17 protein-coding genes are annotated in these 19,606 nt (G+C 34.9%); 9 read left to right on the top strand and 8 right to left on the bottom strand.

The window, feature by feature from the left end:
* Window positions 1–12: 12 nt before the first annotated feature.
* The 6 genes from AC27VX_RS19995 to AC27VX_RS19970 all read left to right on the top strand — a co-directional run bounded on the left by AC27VX_RS19995 (window position 13) and on the right by AC27VX_RS19970 (window position 6,686).
* Entirely contained in the window at window positions 13–576 is a 564-nt protein-coding gene (locus AC27VX_RS19995) for a thioredoxin family protein (RefSeq protein ID WP_236855986.1), read from the top strand.
* 1 nt (window position 577) lies between these two features.
* Window positions 578–1,330: a hypothetical protein gene (locus AC27VX_RS19990; protein WP_488697520.1), complete on the top strand. Its 753-nt coding sequence runs from the start codon at window positions 578–580 to the stop codon at window positions 1,328–1,330.
* Between the two features lie 5 nt (window positions 1,331–1,335).
* Entirely contained in the window at window positions 1,336–1,884 is a 549-nt protein-coding gene (locus AC27VX_RS19985; protein ID WP_236855988.1) for a TlpA family protein disulfide reductase, read from the top strand.
* Between the two features lie 84 nt (window positions 1,885–1,968).
* Window positions 1,969–2,310: a YkvA family protein gene (locus tag AC27VX_RS19980; protein ID WP_236855989.1), complete on the top strand. Its 342-nt coding sequence runs from the start codon at window positions 1,969–1,971 to the stop codon at window positions 2,308–2,310.
* A 120-nt stretch (window positions 2,311–2,430) separates the two neighbouring features.
* Window positions 2,431–3,810: an orotidine-5'-phosphate decarboxylase gene (gene pyrF / locus AC27VX_RS19975; RefSeq protein ID WP_300690435.1), complete on the top strand. Its 1,380-nt coding sequence runs from the start codon at window positions 2,431–2,433 to the stop codon at window positions 3,808–3,810.
* 53 nt (window positions 3,811–3,863) lie between these two features.
* Window positions 3,864–6,686, top strand: coding sequence for a gluzincin family metallopeptidase (locus AC27VX_RS19970; RefSeq protein ID WP_488697517.1), 2,823 nt, complete (start codon window positions 3,864–3,866; stop codon window positions 6,684–6,686).
* 128 nt (window positions 6,687–6,814) lie between these two features.
* Here AC27VX_RS19970 and AC27VX_RS19965 read toward each other — a convergent pair whose 3' ends face one another.
* The 3 genes from AC27VX_RS19965 to AC27VX_RS19955 all read right to left on the bottom strand — a co-directional run bounded on the left by AC27VX_RS19965 (window position 6,815) and on the right by AC27VX_RS19955 (window position 9,428).
* Window positions 6,815–7,624 (bottom strand): T9SS type A sorting domain-containing protein, encoded by an 810-nt coding sequence (locus AC27VX_RS19965; RefSeq protein WP_488697515.1) that lies wholly within the window; start codon window positions 7,622–7,624, stop codon window positions 6,815–6,817.
* A 127-nt stretch (window positions 7,625–7,751) separates the two neighbouring features.
* Window positions 7,752–8,543 carry a T9SS type A sorting domain-containing protein gene (locus tag AC27VX_RS19960; protein WP_300690441.1) on the bottom strand — a complete coding sequence of 264 codons (792 nt, stop codon included), beginning with the start codon at window positions 8,541–8,543 and terminating at the stop codon, window positions 7,752–7,754.
* A gap of 93 nt (window positions 8,544–8,636) precedes the next feature.
* Window positions 8,637–9,428, bottom strand: a complete 792-nt coding sequence (locus tag AC27VX_RS19955) for a T9SS type A sorting domain-containing protein (RefSeq protein WP_300690442.1) — start codon at window positions 9,426–9,428, stop codon at window positions 8,637–8,639.
* A 178-nt stretch (window positions 9,429–9,606) separates the two neighbouring features.
* Here AC27VX_RS19955 and AC27VX_RS19950 point away from each other — a divergent pair, with 178 nt between their 5' ends.
* Together AC27VX_RS19950 and dusB are read left to right on the top strand one after the other, a co-directional pair.
* Window positions 9,607–12,807 carry a DUF8818 domain-containing protein gene (locus AC27VX_RS19950; protein WP_236855995.1) on the top strand — a complete coding sequence of 1,067 codons (3,201 nt, stop codon included), beginning with the start codon at window positions 9,607–9,609 and terminating at the stop codon, window positions 12,805–12,807.
* Between the two features lie 206 nt (window positions 12,808–13,013).
* Window positions 13,014–14,009: a tRNA dihydrouridine synthase DusB gene (gene dusB / locus AC27VX_RS19945; protein WP_236855996.1), complete on the top strand. Its 996-nt coding sequence runs from the start codon at window positions 13,014–13,016 to the stop codon at window positions 14,007–14,009.
* Between the two features lie 53 nt (window positions 14,010–14,062).
* Here the strand turns inward: dusB and deoC are convergent, their stop codons facing one another.
* From deoC to AC27VX_RS19920, 5 genes are all read right to left on the bottom strand, one after another.
* Window positions 14,063–14,806, bottom strand: coding sequence for a deoxyribose-phosphate aldolase (gene deoC / locus AC27VX_RS19940; RefSeq protein WP_488697512.1), 744 nt, complete (start codon window positions 14,804–14,806; stop codon window positions 14,063–14,065).
* A gap of 4 nt (window positions 14,807–14,810) precedes the next feature.
* Window positions 14,811–15,281, bottom strand: a complete 471-nt coding sequence (locus tag AC27VX_RS19935; RefSeq protein WP_236855999.1) for an Lrp/AsnC ligand binding domain-containing protein — start codon at window positions 15,279–15,281, stop codon at window positions 14,811–14,813.
* A 30-nt stretch (window positions 15,282–15,311) separates the two neighbouring features.
* A complete protein-coding gene (locus AC27VX_RS19930) occupies window positions 15,312–16,247 on the bottom strand; it encodes an endonuclease/exonuclease/phosphatase family protein (RefSeq protein WP_300684905.1) in 936 nt (311 codons plus the stop codon).
* 364 nt (window positions 16,248–16,611) lie between these two features.
* Window positions 16,612–17,283 carry a tRNA (guanosine(37)-N1)-methyltransferase TrmD gene (gene trmD / locus AC27VX_RS19925; RefSeq protein WP_236856001.1) on the bottom strand — a complete coding sequence of 224 codons (672 nt, stop codon included), beginning with the start codon at window positions 17,281–17,283 and terminating at the stop codon, window positions 16,612–16,614.
* Entirely contained in the window at window positions 17,280–18,542 is a 1,263-nt protein-coding gene (locus AC27VX_RS19920; protein ID WP_236856002.1) for an NAD(P)/FAD-dependent oxidoreductase, read from the bottom strand. The genes trmD and AC27VX_RS19920 overlap by 4 nt, the downstream gene beginning before the upstream one ends.
* Window positions 18,543–18,608: 66 nt before the next feature.
* On the opposite strand from AC27VX_RS19920, the gene AC27VX_RS19915 reads away from it, so the two are divergent.
* A complete protein-coding gene (locus AC27VX_RS19915) occupies window positions 18,609–19,472 on the top strand; it encodes a glycoside hydrolase family 25 protein (RefSeq protein WP_488697509.1) in 864 nt (287 codons plus the stop codon).
* The last annotated feature ends 134 nt before the right edge of the window (window positions 19,473–19,606 follow it).

Here is a 19,606-nt window from a genome sequence, read left to right as displayed (position 1 = left end):
ATATTTTTGGTAATGAAAAATTACTGGGATCAAGGAATTTCTTTTGAAGAATACCTTACAATTGCAAATAAAAGATTAGAAAATCCTGCCAACCAGCAGGAAGCTGACTATAAACAATATTACGAACTGGGTCTTCAGAGAATGGACAGAACGGTAAAGAAATACATTCCCGATGAAGAACAGCTGAAAGAACTGGCGGCAAAAAACTTTGACGGAAATATTTTAATTATTTCTGAAGCTTGGTGTGGTGATGCCAGTGCAACCGTACCTGCTCTTTTCAAATTCTTTGAAGGACGCAACGAAGTCCGGGTTTTCTTAAGAGACAGTGATAAAAGTTTAATCAACCAATTTTTGACCAACGGCACAGAATCTATTCCGAAAGTACTGATTCTTGATAAGGATTTTAATGTGAAAAATTCATGGGGCCCTCGTCCAAAATATGGATACGAGCTTTTAATGAAATATAAAGCAGATCCTGAAGCCTATCCAAAAGAAACCTTCTATAATGATCTGCAGATATATTATGCTAAAAACAGAGGGAAAGATGCTGTTCAGGAAATTCTAGACCTTATCTAATATGACAAAGCTTTTCAGATTTCTGGTTACATTTTGTCTTATTTCAAATATCTCATATGCTCAAAAAGGGAAATCTGAAAATAAGGAAATCTATTTTTTAAAGGAATATGAAAAGTTATTGGACAATAATGATTTTGACACTAAAGAAGCTCAATCCTTAAAATTCTCAGGAGATTTTAAAAAGTTTATTTCTGAAAATCCGGAAACACTTACCAAGGATTTTAAGGAGTTGAATAAAAGATTATACATCATTACTTCTGAAGATAAAAAATTAAGATTTTATGTTTGGGATACAGAACTTGGAGGAACAATGAAGAGTTTTGATCAGATTGTTCAGTATTCTTCCAACGGAAAAGTACAAACATTATATGATAAGGGACAGTCTGACACTCCTTATTTTGTATCTGAAATTATAAAAACGAATATTAATAATCAAAAATATTATCTTGTTATTTCTAATGGAATCTTCTCTACGAAAGATCAGTCGCAGGCCATTCAGGCATATACGATCAGAAATAACAAATTAATTGATACGGATAAAGTTTTTAAAACGAAGACCAAAACAATTAACAGAATTGAAGCTGCATTTGACTTTTTCAGTGTTGTTGACAGACCGGAACGTCCTCTGAAACTTATTAAATTTAATCAGGATAAACTTTATATTCCTGTCGTGGATGAAAAAGGTGCGGTCTCACAAAAGTTTTTACTTTATCAGCTAAATAATAATTACTTCCAGTATATTGGAGTAAAATAAATAATATGAAGTTCATCAAGAAAAATGCAATTTATTTAATATTGCTAATCATCATCGGGGCGGTTTTTGTCATTCCAGGAGTGAAAAATAAGCTGCAGGATTTATTTTTTCCGGTTGCTACCATTGAAAATGCTGTTCACATCAGCGAAGAAGATTATGATGTGGAGCTTAAAGGAATTAATACTCCAAGCACCAATCTTAAAAACTTCAGGAACAAAGGTGTTTTCTTAAACTTTTGGGGAACCTGGTGCCCGCCATGCAGAAAAGAATGGCCTTCTATTCAGAAATTATACGACTCCAGAAAAGATAATGTAGATTTTGTATTGATCGCTATGAACGATAAAGAAGAAGATATAAGAAAATTTTTGAAAGAAAATAATTATAACGTTCCCGTGTATATTGCACAAAGCCCAATCTCAGAAAAAATTCTTCCTAAAGTATTTCCTACCACTTTTCTTTTAGATAAAACCGGAAGGATCCTTATAAAAGAAGATGCTTCAAAAGATTGGAACACAGAAACTGTACATCAGTTCATTGATAATATTATCAAATAGTTATTTAACTTAATTTTATAATTTATTGGTACAGGATTTGTGAAATTTATAGCATTGAAAAATTTATTTAAATCCAAACACAAAATGAAATATTCAAAATTAAATCTTGCAAAAGAAGCTATCAACCACAAGGGCTTTGTAAAAAAAATTCCTGATATTTTCAGAATGGTCAAAATGTGGAAAAGAGGAATCTATCCAATGAAGTCTATAGATATTCTTCTTCCTCTACTTGGAGTTGTATATGTGATCTCTCCTATTGATCTGATTCCTGAATTTGCTATACCGGTACTGGGAGTGATGGATGATCTTGTTGTATTGTCACTAACCATTCCAAAGCTTATCAAAGAGGTAGACAAATTCCTGCTTTGGGAAGCTGAACAAAAATATAAAGGCAATCAGATAATTGATGCCGAAATCATAAAATAATAGTTTATTATATTTTTCAAACCATCCTGGAATATCCAAGGGTGGTTTTTTATTTAAATGGGCGATAAATTTTTAAGCCTTATTTCAAATCCTTAAATTTGCAACATCTAATAAAAAATAATGGAAAGTAAAAAAGAATTCTTCTTAGAGTGCTACAAACTAGGTATCATCAAATTCGGAAGGTTTACCCTTAAAAGTGGTATTGAAAGCCCTTTTTATGTAGACTTAAGACCTTTGGCTTCAGATCCTAAAATTTTAAAAAATCTTGCTAATTATTTATTGGAAATGCTTCCATTGGATAATTTTGATTTAATCTGTGGAGTTCCTTACGCTGCTCTTCCTATGGCGACTGCGATGTCACTGGAAAGCTATATTCCATTAATTATTAAAAGAAAAGAAGCAAAAAGCTACGGAACAAAGAAACTTATTGAAGGAATTTATCAGAAAGGACAAAACTGTCTTTTGGTAGAAGATGTGATTACTTCCGGAAAATCTTTGGTAGAAACACTTGCTGAAGTTGAACAGGAAGACCTTAAAGTTTCGGATATTGTAGTGGTACTGGACAGAGAGCAGGGAGGAAAACAGCTATTGGAAAACAAAGGATATAGAGTACATACTCTTTTCAATATTTCGGAAGTATGTGACATTCTTCAGGAAACCGGTGAACTTTCTGATGAAGAGGTAAAAAGAATTCAGGATTTCCTTCAGGGGAACCACATTCAGTTTGAAGAAGAAATCAGAGCTTCTTATGAACAAAAACTTCAGAATACACAGCATTCTGTGTCTAAAAAACTTCTGGAAACGGCTTTAGCAAAAAAATCTAATTTGATTGCATCTGCAGATGTTACAACGACTCAGGAACTATTGGATTTAGCTGAAAAAGTAGGCCCTCATATCATTGCTTTAAAAACGCACATCGATATTATTTCAGACTTCGACTATGAGAAGACAATCACTCCTTTAAAAGAAATTGCAGCAAAACACCAGTTTTTACTGATGGAAGACAGAAAGTTTGCTGATATCGGAAATACTCAGGAGCTTCAGTTCACGAGTGGCGTGTTCAAAATTACAGATTGGGCAGATTTCGTAACTTCTCAGGTAATCGGAGGTTTTGAATCGTTAGACTGTTTCAGTAATGTAGGAGTGGTAGCCATCGTTGGGATGTCTTCCAAAGGAGCATTAACTACTGCAAACTATCGTGAAGAGGCTTTAAAAGTTGCTTTATCTCACCCGAATGTAATAGGAGGTGTATCTCAGAATAAAATTCCTGAAGAGCTTTTATTATTCACTCCTGGAGTAAACTTAGCAGATTCTGGAGACGGAAAAGGGCAGCAGTATAATACGCCTGAACATGTTTTCAAAACCCTGCATACTGATTTTATCATCGTAGGAAGAGGAATCTACAAGTCTGACAACCCGGAGCTATCTGCTGTTACTTACAAAAATGAAGGTTGGAATGCTTATATTAATTCTTTAGAAAAAAAAGCAATTCAGGGTTAAAATCCTACAAAGTATATACAAAATAAGCTATATTTGAGCTTTATCACGAATATTTGAAAAAGATCAGCATTTGTCTTATTTTGTTTTGGGGAGTTGTACAGGTTTCTGCACAGAAAGACAGCATATATATTGAAGCTAAATTGTCTTCTGACAAAAAGAACCTTGAGGTTAATCAGGAGATTGTGTATTACAATCATTCTGAAAGAGACCTGCATTCTGTAAAACTTCTGAACTGGGTTTCTGCCTATAATAAACGAGGAACATCGTTAGTATACAGAAAACTGGAAGACCGGAATAATGATTTGCATTTTGCAAAAACGAATCAGCTGGGCAAACTTCTTGAACTGAATATAAAAAATTCAGACAACGAGATCATTCCTATCAATACCCTTTCAGATGAAAATCTTTTTATTCCTCTGAAAGCAGTATTAAAACCTGGTGAAAGTGTCACTTTACAGTTACAGTACCGGATGCAGCTTCCTGATAAAAAATTTACAGGATATGGTACATCCCCTCAGAATACACTATTAAAATATTTCTTTATTGTTCCGGATCATTTTGATCCGGACAATATTTACAAGAGAAGCTATAACGATATTGAAGAATCGGTAAGTTTCAATACTTCCTGGACCATAAATTTCGACATCCCGGTCAACAGTTTTGTGGAAGGAAACCTTCCTCAGGTACAGATGAATTCTTTCAAAGGTGATCTTAATTCCGATCCTGAATTTTTGATTTCCCCAACTGAACATCCTTCTATAATAACTACTATTGACGGAATGGATACTGAAGTGAAATTCGGTTATAATCTACAACCTGCAGAGAAAGAAAATCTAGAGTTTTATCTTCCTCTGCATTTAAAATTCATTAAAGAAAAAATGGGTTCGCTCCCAAAAAGTATTTTTATTTCTGATAAATTCAGAGCTAAGGAAGACTTTTTCGGAAACAATGATATTACCTTCTGGAAATTCAGATTTCCACTATTCGCAGATGCTGAGAAAACGGATCTTGACTATTTCGGAATAATTGCTAAAAAAGTTCTCGACGAAAGTGTCATTGCTGACAAACAGAAAGACCATTGGTTTAAAAATGGATTAAAATCTTATTTTGAAATCCAGTACCTGAAGAGATTCTATCAAGATGCAAAACTTTTGGGTATCCTGACAGATGCAAGTATATTCGGAATTAAACCTCTAAAAATATTCCATGCTTCCCAGGTCAAGCTTCTGGACCGCTACGGCTTAGCCTACCAGTATATCATGCTTCAAAACCTGGATCAGAAGATTGATGAAAATTTTACTGCTTTGAGTAATTTTAATGATATGGCCATCAGTAGTTTTGAAACCGGCAGCCTGTTCAATTATTCAGCTGATAAAATGGGGTATGAAGCCTTCAACGATGTTGTAAAAAACTACCTTGCTCAAAATACCGGAAAAAAAATTAATACAGAAGAATTCCTTACAAACCTTTCTGAAAAAAATAAGTCCACGAGTTATCTTTCCGGCTTTTTAAAACAGAAAAACCGGGTCGATTTTAAATTAAAGCATATTATAAAAGAAAACGACTCTTTACAAATAAGAATCGCAAAAAATACTGATATAGCCATTCCTGTAAAGCTGGAAACGGAAACGAAAAAAGGAGAAAAAAAGGTTTACTGGATAGATACTGAAGAGAATCAGCATATCACCAACTTATCACTTCCTGCTTCTGATAATATCTATAAAATAACATTAAATAATGGCTACCTTTTCCCGGAATCAAACTATAGAGATAACTTTCTGTATGCAAAAGGTTTGTTCTCGAATGCAAAAAAAGTTAAACTTAAATTAATAAAAGATATTCCAAATCCGGAATACAATGAAATTTATATAAGCCCGAGGGTTCGTTTCAATAATACTTACGATAAGTTTCTTTTAGGTGCTAATTTTAAAAATCAATCTTTTTTTGATCAGAAGTTTCTGTACTCGGTTACTCCATTGTACAGTACAGGAACGGGAAAACTCACAGGATCCGGTGCTGTCTCCTACTCTTTTCTACCTGCTGAAAGCATTATCCGAAGCCTGACTTTTGGAGTTTCAGGTTCTTATTTCCATTATGATTACGGGCTGGCCTACAAAAAGACGTCCCTGAGTTCATCAATCAGCTTTAGAAAAGATCCAAGAAGTACCGTAGGCAGAAGCATTGGAATTTCTTACAATTATTTTGAAAGAGATCTGAGTCCTGCTATGATCGCAAGCAATGATTACAGTAAATATAATCTGTGGAGTATTGGCTATGGCTATAGTGATAGCCAGATGATCCATGAAAAAAGTTTCAGCCTGAGCACTCAGGGAATGGAAGATTTCAATAAAATAACAGCTGAAGGGTTTTACAGATGGGAATTTGCGCCTAAACAAAAATTAAGTTTGCGCTTATTTGCAGGGTATTTCCTAAGAAATGACACCCGAAATAATTTGTTTAACTATGGTATTTCCAGGGTTTCCAACTATTCTTTCTCATATACTCTTTTGGGAGAAAGTGCCAGCAGTGGTCTGCTTTCTCAGCAGTTTATCTTAGCTGACGGTGGTTTCAAGTCATTCCTTCCCGGAACTGTCAATCAATGGATCACCTCTGTGAATGTAGACTCCAGCATTTGGAAAATATTCCATGTTTATGCAGATGCAGGAATTTATAAGAACAAAGATTTTCCGACAAAATTCATCTGGGACAGCGGTATTAAAGTAAGGATTATACCAGACTTTTTAGAAGTTTATTTTCCCATACAGTCTTCTCTTGGTTTTGAACCTGCTTTCAAAGATTATGCAAAGCGTATCAGATATACATTGGTTCTTAATCTGGGCTCTGTTATTAATGCCGCGAGAAGAGGATGGTATTAGATGAATTCAAAAATGGAAGGTTTTCTTAATATTTTTAATGATTAAATTGGTATGAAGAGCTACCAGTTTCTTCCAGATAATTAAAATAAAAGAGCAGTTCACGTCATGAACTGCTCTTTGTAATAAAACTAATCTTTTATAATTTTCTGTGAAATAGGAGCATTATCAATTGTTCCTGTCACAATATAAGTTCCTTTAGGTAATTCTGAAATATCTAACATCGAAGCTAGTTTGGTAGGTGATTTTTTGACAACCTGTCTGAATGTGTCATATACTTTCACATCCCTCACCTCGGTTCCAAAAACAATCGTATTATCTTTAATAAAGGGGTTTTGTACAAATCCTGCTTTTACATTTCCTTCAAGAAAAAATTCCGTCATATTATCACTGTTATTCTCTGAAATTCTTTTTATCGCCGTTGTCGTCGTTAAAGATGGAGCCGGACCTTCCCCTTTAAACTGGTCAGCACCGGAACCATAGCCTACAAAATCCAATACATTAGATGCTGTTGGCCCTGTCACCTGTACAATATTTCCAGCCAAAGCCAGTTTTCCAGATATATTGGATATTTTTATACCTGAAGATGTATTGGGAGTTCCATCAAAATTGGTAATAGAAGTTGCGATAAAATCCGGCGTTGGCAGATTCTCAGTACCTCCTTCAAGCGCTGCTTCCTGTATCAGATAAGTTTGCTGAGGGCCAAGAGTAAAATCCGGAAGAGTGTGGTACTGTGTAAAAGCCCCTACTGCAGGAGCATACTGTATACTTGCTCCCGTTAAAGATATTAAATTTGTTCCAACATTTTTGAGCATAATATAACTATTCTTCAATGCAGTTCCAGAATCAGCATTACCGCCATAGATCTCATTGATAACAATTTGGGCGTTCGAAAATGCTGTTGCCAACACCGTCCCAACAATAGTAAATATTTTTTTCATCATTTTAATTTTAGAAATGGTTTTCTAATAAAAATATCAAAAACAGTACCAGTTCTTTTAAAGAATTAAATATAAAAAAGGCCGGTTATTTTGATTAAAATAACCGGCCTTTTTATAGTTTTTTTTGTTATTGTTTTAAAATTTTCTTAACAATAATATTACCATTTTGATTAATTTGAACAAAATTAACTCCTACAGGTAATTTTGAAGCATCAAAAGTAGCAAAGTCTCTTACTTTTTGGCTATCAATTATTTGTCCTGAAGTAGAAATAATTTTTACTTCCGCATTACCTGTTAAATATAAGTCAAAAGAATTTTTCACTAAAGTATTGGAAATCTTAATACTGTTTTTTAGAATCTCCGGACTTTTTGTTCCTAAACTACCAGCTGCTGCCAATACTATATCATCAAAATAAATAGCACCTGTAGTGACATTATTCTGAGCATACACTCTTAAGCTTACTCTTAGCGTTACTGTACCAGGAAGCGTCGTTGTAGTAGCTGTAGTATTTACCCATCCGGCATTATCTGTAGTATATGTTGAAGGCTGAAAAGGATTTCCTGCTGCCGGAGAAATATTTGCCGTTGCACTTCTAAACTGGACCCAATGTCTTGCTCTGGCATTAGGATCATTATCAAGAACCCAGTAAGATAAAGTATATTCTGTATTCTCAGCCACAGGAACATCTACGTAATCCAGATTTCCATTTGTAGTTGCCGAGACTGGAGAAATCTTAACTGAATTACTTCCACTATGCACAATTGATGTTTCTTTAGCCCCCCCTGCCATACTAAACCAACCATCTGGTTTAACAGAAGCGTCTGTCCAGGTTTCAAGACCACCATTCGTTATAAGGTTTTGAGCGTTTGAGCACGTAAATGCTGCGACGGCTGCTAAAACTGTAAAGATCTTTTTCATAAATATTTTTTTTTAATACATCATAAAACTACAAAAAAAGCGCTATTCAAATTGAACAGCGCTACATATTTAACAATTAGTTAATTAATGATACTATTTTTTAATCACTTTCTCAGAAACATTTTTCCCATTTACCGTTCCTGTTACAATATAAGTACCTTCTTTAAGGTCGGAAACATTCAATGATTGATTTTCAGACACAGCAGCCGATTTTACAACCTGACCTGCAATATTAAAGATCTTAATATCAGATTTAGCTCCGAAGGTAATATCATTATTTACAACAGTATTCTTAACGAAAACAGCTTTAGGTTTATTTAAATTAGAAGTTCCTAATGTAGCAGCCGTTCCTACCACTTTTACATCATCAATTCTATAGTTACCATTACTACTTGTAACAGAAGACCACCTAAGGCTTAAAGTTGTAGCATTCTCTACCTGTACTGGCAACTGAATAGCTACACCACCATTTACAAGAGCCCAAGAAGTACTATTTTTAGAATAGGTATAAGCTACACTATTCCATGTAATCCCATCCACACTCCATTGAAAATCAACATTTTGAGAAAAAGTGCCAGTTCCTCTACCAGCCCAGATAATATTAATATTACTGTATCCAATGGTTGATAAAGAATAGGTTAATGTGTGAGTAACTCCTCCTGATCCTATCCCATAAAATACCGCATTCGCTCCTCCTGAAGCTCCGGCATATGAAGTTGAGGCAGAAGCTGTACTCCCAGCCCATCCATTAGTAGTATTTGTACTTGTCCAGCCTGTAGGTAAAGTATTATTTGTAGTTCCAAAAGTTTCAGACAAAAGAGTTGTCTGTCCAAATGCCGTTACGGCAAAAATAGTTGCTGCAACTAACGAATAAAGTTTTTTCATGATTAAAAAATTTTTGTTATTAATAATTTCGGACGCTAAATTACGTCGATTTTTTATTACTCCACAATATTTGGATTAAATTTCTGTTAATAATAGTTAATCCATTGCTGTTATTATTTTTTAAGTATTTTTACCAATTATTTTTCAGGAATTGCGGAATTTTATTATCCTAGTCGTTTTGTTTTTCTTAGGCATATTTTCAGGAAATGCTCAGGTATTTTCGTGGAAAAATCCCAACATTCCTCAAGACAGCGTAAAAAGAGACAGTATTCTCGCAGCAAGGCTGGAGCAGGACCTTTTTGTGAAAGATACCCTAGACTTTATCAGAACCAATAATAAGATTATTATTGATGAAGCTGTGCTCGCTAAAAATGATAAAAAAAGATTCCTGGGAGAGCTTAATTCTAAAGGTTCTATTATTCGTGGGATTACATTTGGTAATAACCAGGGACAGTCTGTACAAAGTTCTATGGATCTTCAGATTTCCGGACGTCTTTCTAAGGACGTTACCATTTTAGCAAGTATTTCCGATCATAATTTGCCTATTCAGGCTGATGGATATACCCAGACGTTGGAAGAATTCGACAAAATCTATATGCAGCTTAATATTAAGGATAAATCAATCCTTAGAGCAGGGCATCTGGATCTTGTGGAAGCGAAAAATTATTTTGCCAAATACCAGAGACGAAGTATGGGACTGCAGTTCCAGACGCAATTCGGGAAAGAAAATAAAACGTTTTTAGATATTTCTGCCGGGGTAGCACGAAGTGAGTTTCACAGAATCCGTTTTCAGGGAGTTGAAGGAAACCAGGGTCCCTACCGCCTTACCGGTAAAAATGGTGAACAGTTTATCACCCTTATTTCCGGCTCGGAACAGGTTTTCATTGATGGGATTTTGATGAAAAGAGGAGAAAATCAGGATTATATCATCAACTACAATACCGGTGAGGTTACTTTTACCAGTTTCCGTCCTATTTTCCAACAGAATTTCATTACGATTTCATATAATTATGCCAACAGAAACTATTCCAGGTATCTGTTCACTGGAAAGCTGGAACACCAGAGAGAAAGATTCAAGGTTGGTCTGAACTGGTTCATGGAAAATGATAATAAAAATGCTCCCCTTTCTTTAAGCCTTTCCAAAGAAGATGAACAAATACTGGCGGAAGCCGGAAATAATCCTGATCTGATGTATGCTCCATCAGGAGTTGTTACCGAATATGACGTTAATAAAATTTTATACCGTTTAAATACAGCTGGAAATTTCTACGAATTTTCTACCGATCCTTCCTTAACACTTTATCAGGTTTCGTTTACTTATTTTGGGGTTAATATGGGGGATTATAAAATAGCCCAAACTACCAATAACGGTCGTGTTTTTGAATACGTAGGTCCGAATGCCGGAGATTACAGAGCCGTAAGAAAACTTCCTTCGCCGCAAAAATCACAGGTATTCTCTCTTAATTCAGAATATTTATTGAATGAAGGAAAAATAGGAGCAGATATTTCCCTGAGTAATTATGATATCAATTTATTTTCATCTAAAGATTCTGATCAGAATATGGGCTATGCATGGAGAATTTTTGGAAATAAAAGTTTTACCAAAAACTCATGGAAAGGAACTCCAAGCTTTGAATACCAATACATTGACAAACAGTTCCATATTCTGGACCGTATCAATGATGTGGAATTTTCCAGGGACTTTAACTTAGCTCAGGAATTTAACCAAAAGACCCAAAACAGATTTACTTTCAGTTTTTTAAATAAGTGGAACAATAAATCTACTGTAAATTACCGTATTAACTACTTGAATGAACAGAATTCTTATAAAGGGATTAAGAATGATGTAGATTTTGGCTGGATTACAGGGAAATTCCTCACCAAAGGAAATTTATCTTACCTGACAACCAATGCAACTCTCCAGGATACTAAATTTATCCGTGGGGGAGCTTCAACAGAATTCACCGGTAAAAAGGGAAGCTGGGCTATTGGAGGAAGCATGGAGCACAATGAAAAGAAATACAATGATACCCAGCTTATGGATGTCACAAGCTTCAGTTGGAAGGAAATCTTTGTACAGAAGAAAATTGGAGATAGTACCCGAACAAAATTATTGGCAAAAGTATATATGAGGGACAATGACTCAGTCCGTGATAACAGGCTTCAAAATATGAATAATATTCTTGGATTCATGGCAGAAAGTCAGATTATAAAAACCGATAAAACTACTTTAAATGCACTAATTCATTATCGTAAATTTTTTTATCAGAATGCTGATCCCAATACAACAAGAAATAATGATTTTGTGGTAGGAAACATTCTTTACAATCAGCAGCTTTTCAGAAACGGAATGCGTCTTCAGGCCTTTTACGAACTAGGAAACGGACAGGAAGCGCAAAGAGAATTCCAGTATATAAAAGTAACTGATGGACAGGGAGTATATAAATGGACAGATTATAACGGAGATGGTGTTCAGCAGCTTGATGAATTCGAGATTGCCGAGTACTCAGATTTGGCTCAGTATATAAGGGTTTACACTAATTCTGTAAGGTATATCCCTTCCAATAAAAATAAACTACAGCTGGCTTTATTTGTGAACCCGGCAATAATATTCAATTCAGAAAATGCATTTTTAAAACGCTGGAATTTTAATATTTCATTAAATTCTCAAAATTCATTTTATAAAAAAGATAAAGTTCTGGTATTGAATCCTTTTGAAAAAAACAGTGATCAGATCCTTAAAAATCAAAATATTCTGGCATCCGTACAATTCAACCCTACTGATAAATCAGGATGGAACGGAAATTACCGATTGATTACCAATGACAACCTCATCAATGCTAATTTCAGTAACGAGGAACGTCAGCAAACTTCTCATTTCCTGAATGTAGGATATTGGTTTAATAAAGAATTCAGGGTAGACTGGGAGAATTCTGTACACGATATTAAAAACTCTTCACAGCTTTTTACAACAAGAGATTACCGTCTAAATAATTTTGAAACCAAGCCTAAAGCAACGTATAAATTTACAGATGCCATACAGGCCGAATTATCTTCTGCATTCCGTCAGAAACAAAGACAGGATGGTGAAGAGCTTCTGAAAGCATTTGATGTTACCGGAACCATTCAATGGGAACGAAGAAAGACATCTATCCGTGGTAATTTCTCTTTTATCAGCAACAACTTTACCGGCAATAATTTCAGTATTGTAGGAAACCAAATGCTGGACGGATTGAAGCCTGGGAAAAATCAGGTATGGAGCGTATTTATTCAACAGGCGGTCAACTCTTTCATTCAATTGAACCTGAATTATGAAGGAAGAAACTCCGGTGACAGAACAATCCATATCGGAAGTATGCAGGTGAAAGCTAGCTTTTAAGAATGGAACATAGAGAATTGAAAATGTAAAATTGAAAGTGGAAAGTTGAAAATAAATAGGATATGGTATAAGAGTTTAGGTTTGTAAAGCTCTCCTATACCGGATATTGCCTTATTATGAGTCTCCATTATTAATTTTCCATTTTCCATTTACACTGATAGATAATATCATATTTTCTTATGTTCAGAATTTTGTAAATTTGCACCATGATAAAAATAGGCAACATAGAACTGCCGGAATTTCCACTTTTGCTGGCTCCGATGGAAGATGTAAGTGATCCTCCCTTCAGACGTTTGTGTAAAATGCACGGTGCAGATTTAATGTACTCGGAATTTATTTCTTCCGAAGGCTTAATTCGTGATGCCATGAAGAGCCGTAAAAAACTGGATATTTTCGATTATGAAAGACCGGTTGGCATACAAATCTTTGGTGGAGACGAAGAGGCAATGGCCATGTCTGCAAAAATTGTTGAAACAGTAAATCCGGATCTGGTAGATATCAATTTTGGATGTCCTGTAAAAAAAGTTGTCTGCAAAGGAGCAGGAGCGGGAGTTTTGAAAGATATTGACCTTATGGTTCGTCTTACAAAAGCAGTTGTACGTTCTACTTCTTTGCCTGTAACCGTAAAAACTCGTTTAGGATGGGATAGTTCCAGTATTAATATTGACGAAGTAGCAGAACGTTTACAGGAAACAGGGATCAAAGCATTAACTATACATGCGAGAACCCGTGGACAGATGTATAAAGGAGAAGCAGACTGGGAGCATATTTCAAGAATAAAACAAAATCCTAATATTGAGATTCCAATTTTTGGAAACGGAGACATAGATTCTCCAGAAAAAGCATTGGCATACAAACAAAAATATGCTTGTGACGGAATCATGATCGGCCGTGCAGCAATTGGCTATCCATGGATATTTAATGAAATCAAACATTTCTTTAAAACAGGTGAGAATTTACCTGCCCCTGTCATAGCAGACCGATTACTTGCCGTACGCCAACACGCGGAATGGAGTGTTGAATGGAAAGGAGAAAAATTAGGACTTGTTGAAATGAGACAGCATTACAGCAATTATTTCAGAGGAGTTCCTCACTTTAAAGAATTCAGAAAAAGATTTCTTGAGGTATTTACTTTGGAAGAAATGGACAGCTTAATCAAAGAAACCCAGCAATTCTACGAAGAATATCAGGAACAGGTATAAAACAAAAAACCATCAATTGAATTGATGGTTTTTTTATGATTTGAAGATTGAATTTAATATCCTTCAGATGAAGATTTATCTTCAATAAGTGCTAGCGCTGAAGAGGTTCCTATTCTTTTCACTCCCATGCTGATCATTTTCTCGGCATCTTCAGGAGTTCTTACTCCACCTGCAGCTTTTACAGGAAGTTTCCCTGCGTTATCCAGCATGATTTTTATGCCCTCAAATGTTGCACCGTTAGGTTTCCCATCAGCTGTTGCATAGAATCCCGTAGAAGACTTTACAAAAATTTTGGATAAATCATTTTCCTGGAAGTTTTCCTCTGCCCAGCCAGAAATATTTTTGGTAAGATCTGCAATCTGCTCATTATTCAAAGCGGCAGTTTCAATAATCCACTTTGCAATTTTATGATGTTCCAAAGCAAGCTTTGTACACTTTACAAATTCATCTTTTACCAGTTCTCTACTTCCTGTAAGGTAAGCGTTATAATTAATAACAAAATCCAATTCATCTGCTCCATCTTCAATTGCTTTTGATGCTTCTGCAAGCTTCTCTTCAACCGAATACGTTCCTTCATGAAAACCTATTACAGTTCCCACTACCACATTTGAATTCCTTTCCTGGATATATTTCTTAATGTCTGCTACATAATCAGGGCGGATCATCACGGCAAAAATACCATTATCAATTGCTTCCTGGGCAAGTTCTTTATCTTTTTGAAGAGTTTCTTCGTGGGAAATACCTGATTGTTCTGGTGTTTTCAGGTAGGTTGAATCCAAATATTGTGCTATATTCATATTGTTATACTTTCAATTGTCTGTAAATACCTTGTTCCAAAGATATAAAAGTTTCTGTTCTTGTTACTCCTTTCAGCTTCTGAATCTTGCTAAGGATCTGCATCAGATGATCGTTATCTTTACAAAGAACTTTCAGGAATATGGTATAATTTCCTGTTGTATAATGAGCTTCTACCACCTCATTAATATCATGCAAAGACTTTACCACATCAGGATAATGACTTGGCTGATCCAGAAAAACGCCGATATATGAAGTTACTTTATATCCTATTTTTTTAGGATTAAGGAATGAAATAGAATTTTCAATAACTCCTGCATGCTCCAGTTTTTTAATTCTCTGATGTACCGCTGTTGTAGAAATTCCAACATTTTTTGAAATATGAGCTAAAGAAGTTTTAGCATTGTCCATTAACATATAGATTATTTCTTTATCAATAGAATCTAAATGGTAGCTTGTGTTGCTCGAATTTTTCATTTTGTAATTTTTTTTATTATTTATGTTTTTTTACTGTAAACTTTTAAATTTTACAAAAACCGGAAAATGATCGCTATAGCCTCCTAAATACCGTGTTCCTGCATAAGTTCGGAAAGGCCGCCCTTCAAAGTTCCTGATTTTGCTGCTGATTTTTTCAGAATTGAATATATGGGCATCCTGAAAAGCCAGTGTTTTATTATCAAGAAGAGATCTTGACATCATAATCTGATCATACAGCAATCCAGACTTATAATGAAAAGTAGAATAATTTCTTGTAGAAAACAATTCTTGAAAAGGATTCATCAAAACCTTCTTGTGATCGTTATCAGAGAGAATTTGAACTAAATTTTCATCATCTGGATTTTCGTTAAAATCACCACACAATATGATATGTTCTTTATCAATATCCACAATTTTCATGATCCGTTCCCGTACCTCATTCAATATGAAGGCTCTTTTAGGTTTATTGATATCTTTTTCGCGCTTAGAGGGAAGATGAGCGACAAAGACATTAATAATTTCCCCTTTATATTTAATTTTCGAAAAAAGTACGTCCCTTGTTGTATCGTAATATCCTTTATTTTTATTTGTTATTTCAAAAAAGAAAGTAATGGTTTCAGAATCAATTACCTCTACTTTAGTCTTATCATATAACAAGGCGACATCCACCTTTCTTTCATCCATAGAATTATAATGTACAATTCCATATTCTGAGTTAAAAGGTTCCATCTCTACAAGATCTTCCAACACTTTCCTTCCGGAAACTTCTGCCAATCCAATTATAAACGGCAAAACACCGTTATCCTCCTTCATCAATTGAAATACATGTGATATTTTAAAAAGTTTATTTTTATATCTTTTTTCATCCCAATTTCTTAAACCTGACCGGGTAGGATCTAATTTATGGACAGGTTTCGGATCTGGTAAAAATAAGTTTTCGACGTTGTAAAAAGAGAATAGCTCCATCAACATTAATTTCTATACTTTAATTTATTATACTCTTTTCCAGCTGTAAATTTATTATTTTTTCTCAAGTTTTATTAGTTTTCAATAATATCAAAAAAAATGAATTTGCATCAATGAATAATCCAAATATAATAAAAACAACCAATAAAACTAACAATATCAAACTAATTTTTCAATTATTATGGATTTTTGATACATAATTAAAAATCAAAAAATATTGAAAAATTAAAAAAAAGAAAATAAAATTTTATAGTAAAAAAAAGAATGTTAATATTTTTCTTATTATTCACACTTGTTACAAATATTATTCCACTTTTAATTAAATTATCTTAAAAAAAGCGCTCAAATAGGTATAGAAACCTTTTTAAAGTAAATCAGGCCGTTTCTCCTGGGTAATCCTCACCGCTTCATCATGGCGCCACTCTTCAATCATTTTCAAATTTCCACTCAGTAGAATTTTAGGAACATCTAGTCCTTTATAGCTTTCAGGTCTTGTATAAATAGGCGGAGAAAGGAGGTCATCCTGAAAGCTGTCGGTAAGGGCACTCTGTTCATCATTTAAAACTCCGGGAAGCAGTCTTATAATAGAATCAGCAAGAACACATGCAGCCAGTTCACCACCAGTAAGAACATAATCTCCAATAGAAATTTCTTTTGTAACATGAAGGTCACGTACTCTCTGGTCTATTCCTTTGTAATGTCCGCAAATAAAGATTAGATTATCTTTTATAGAAAGAGAATTGGCTATTTTTTGGTTCAATGTAATCCCGTCCGGAGTCAGATAAATTACTTCATCATAGTTTCTTTGAGATTTAAGCTCTGAAATACACTTATCCAGAGGTTCAATCATCATGACCATTCCTGCACCGCCTCCATAAGGCTCATCGTCTATTTGTCTGTGTTTGTTGATTGCCCAATCTCTCAGCTGATGAAAATGTACTTCTGCCAGTCCTTTATCCATTGCTCTCTTCAAGATAGAAGTTTGAAACGGACTTTCCATCAATTCAGGAAGTACGCTTATTATGTCAATTCTCATTGTAATGTTCCGTTTTTCTTAGTAGGTATAATAATTAATCTCAAAGAAGAATCTTTGTTGATATAGCTCCACATCCAGTTGAAGAATATGGCAAGCTTATTTCTAACGCTCAAAATTAGCATTAAATGGAGAAACATCCAGAAATACCATGCAAGAAATCCCTGAAATTTTATAAATGGCAGATCCACAACAGCTCTGTGCTTCCCTATAGTAGCCAGCGAGCCTTTGTCATCATACTCATATTCTTTCCATTCACTTTGGTTTTTCTTTAAGAGATTTTTACCTAAATTTTTTGCCTGATTAATTGCTACGTTGGCTACCTGTGGGTGGCCTTGTGCATATTTTGGAGTTTCCATATAGGCGATATCTCCGATGGCATAGATATTATCGTAGCCCTTTATTTTATTGTATCGATCTACAATGTATCTGTTTCTTACTAATTTATCTTCAGGAAAACCGGCAACCACATTTCCGGTAACGCCAGCAGCCCAGATAACATTATTGGAAGGTATTTCTTTTCCGCTTTTCAGATGAACCTTATCTCCGTCATAATCTGTAACGACCTCTCCGCTCAGGAAAGTTACTCCAAGGTCTTTAAGGTATTTTTCAGATTTATTCTGAGCTTCAGGGCTCATTACTGCCAATGGTTTCTCTGTGGAACTCACCAGAATAATTTTCAGGTGATCGAAATTCATATACGGATAATCCCTTGGAAGAATGTCTTTTTTCATTTCGGCAAAAGCACCGGCCAGTTCTACTCCGGTAGGACCGCTTCCTACGATAACAATATTCCAGTTTCCGTCGTCACTTCTGCTTTTCTCAATAATCAGTTTTTCAAAGGTCATTAAAACATGATTTCTTATACTGATGGCTTCCTGGGTATTTTTCATTCCGAAAGCTTTACCTTCAAGCTCTTTATTCCCGAAAAAATTAGTTTTACAGCCCGTTGCAATGATAAGTTTATCATAGGTAAACTCTGCTTCATCGGTAACTACCTTATTGTGAACGGGGTCAATCTCTTTAACATCCGTCATCCGGAACTGTGTATTTCTGGATTGCTGAAAAATCTTTCTGAAAGGGAAAGAAATGTTGGATGGTTCGATCCTTCCGGAAGCTACCTGATAAAAAAGCGGCTGAAACATATGATGGTTCATCCGATCCAGAACAATAACCTTTTTGTTCTTGTTATTCAACGTTTTTGCAAGTTGCAGCCCCGCAAATCCTCCTCCTATAATGATGATTTTTTCGCGTGTTTCCATAATACACAAATTTACTGATTTTATTTTAGCATTTCGTAATGAAAAAAGTTAGTTTTGCAAAACTTTATGACACCTAAAAAGTACACCAAAAAAACTGCCAAACAGATCCATAAGACCAGACGGAAGAACTATTTTTTCCGCAGATGGGTAATATTGGCAATCTTAATATTAGCTTTAATAGGGACCGGTTTTTACTTAAAACAGTCTGTCAGCTACTACTATGCTTTGTACTTCAATAAATTTAAGCATAAAAAGCTTCATAACAGTGAAAAAGAAGCATTAAGAATTCAGACCATTATCAGCAGCAATCTTGATAAGACTTATGGCTTTGACGTTTCCCATTATCAGAATAAAGAGGATATCAAATGGGACAGCCTTAGTATTGGAAACAAAACCATTCCGCTGGAATTCGTGGTGATGCGTGCTACAATGGGAAACCGAAGTGCCGACAAACATTTTGATGAGTTTTGGGAGACTGCTAAAAAACATGATCTCATCCGTGGGGCCTACCACTTTTACAGGGCTGATGAAGACCCTGTTATTCAGGCTAATAATTTCTTAGCCACAGTAAAGCTTGAAAGTGGTGACCTCCCTCCTATTTTAGATATTGAAAAAATACCAAGGCGCAAAAGCAATGAAAAGCTTGTGGAAGATCTGAAAATATGGTGTAAAATAGTAGAAGAAACCTACGGTGAAAAACCTATCATCTATACCTATTATCATTATTATAAAGACTTTCTGAAAGGTGAGTTTGATGGCTATCCGCTCTGGTTAGCCAATTACAATGATGTTCCGGCTCCTTCACCTGATGACCAATGGGATTTCTGGCAGTTCACCGAAAATGGTATCGTTCATGGAATCAATACGAAGGTTGATCTTGATATTTACAATGGAAATTCGTGGTCTTTGAAGAGACTTACACTGGATTGAGAATTGAAAGTGGAGAATTGAAAATTGAAAGTTGAAAGTTAAGAGTGACAGGAAAGAAGAATAAGACAGAAGGTAGAAAACTGAAAGAAGGAAGTTGTTTCGTTGATAAGGAATGGTTTCTGTGGCTTTTCCTT

This window comes from Chryseobacterium sp. 14P4.3.2, from assembly GCF_057799275.1.
Note: the sequence above shows the minus strand (reverse complement) of the source record. Positions and strands in the feature narration are given on the sequence as shown.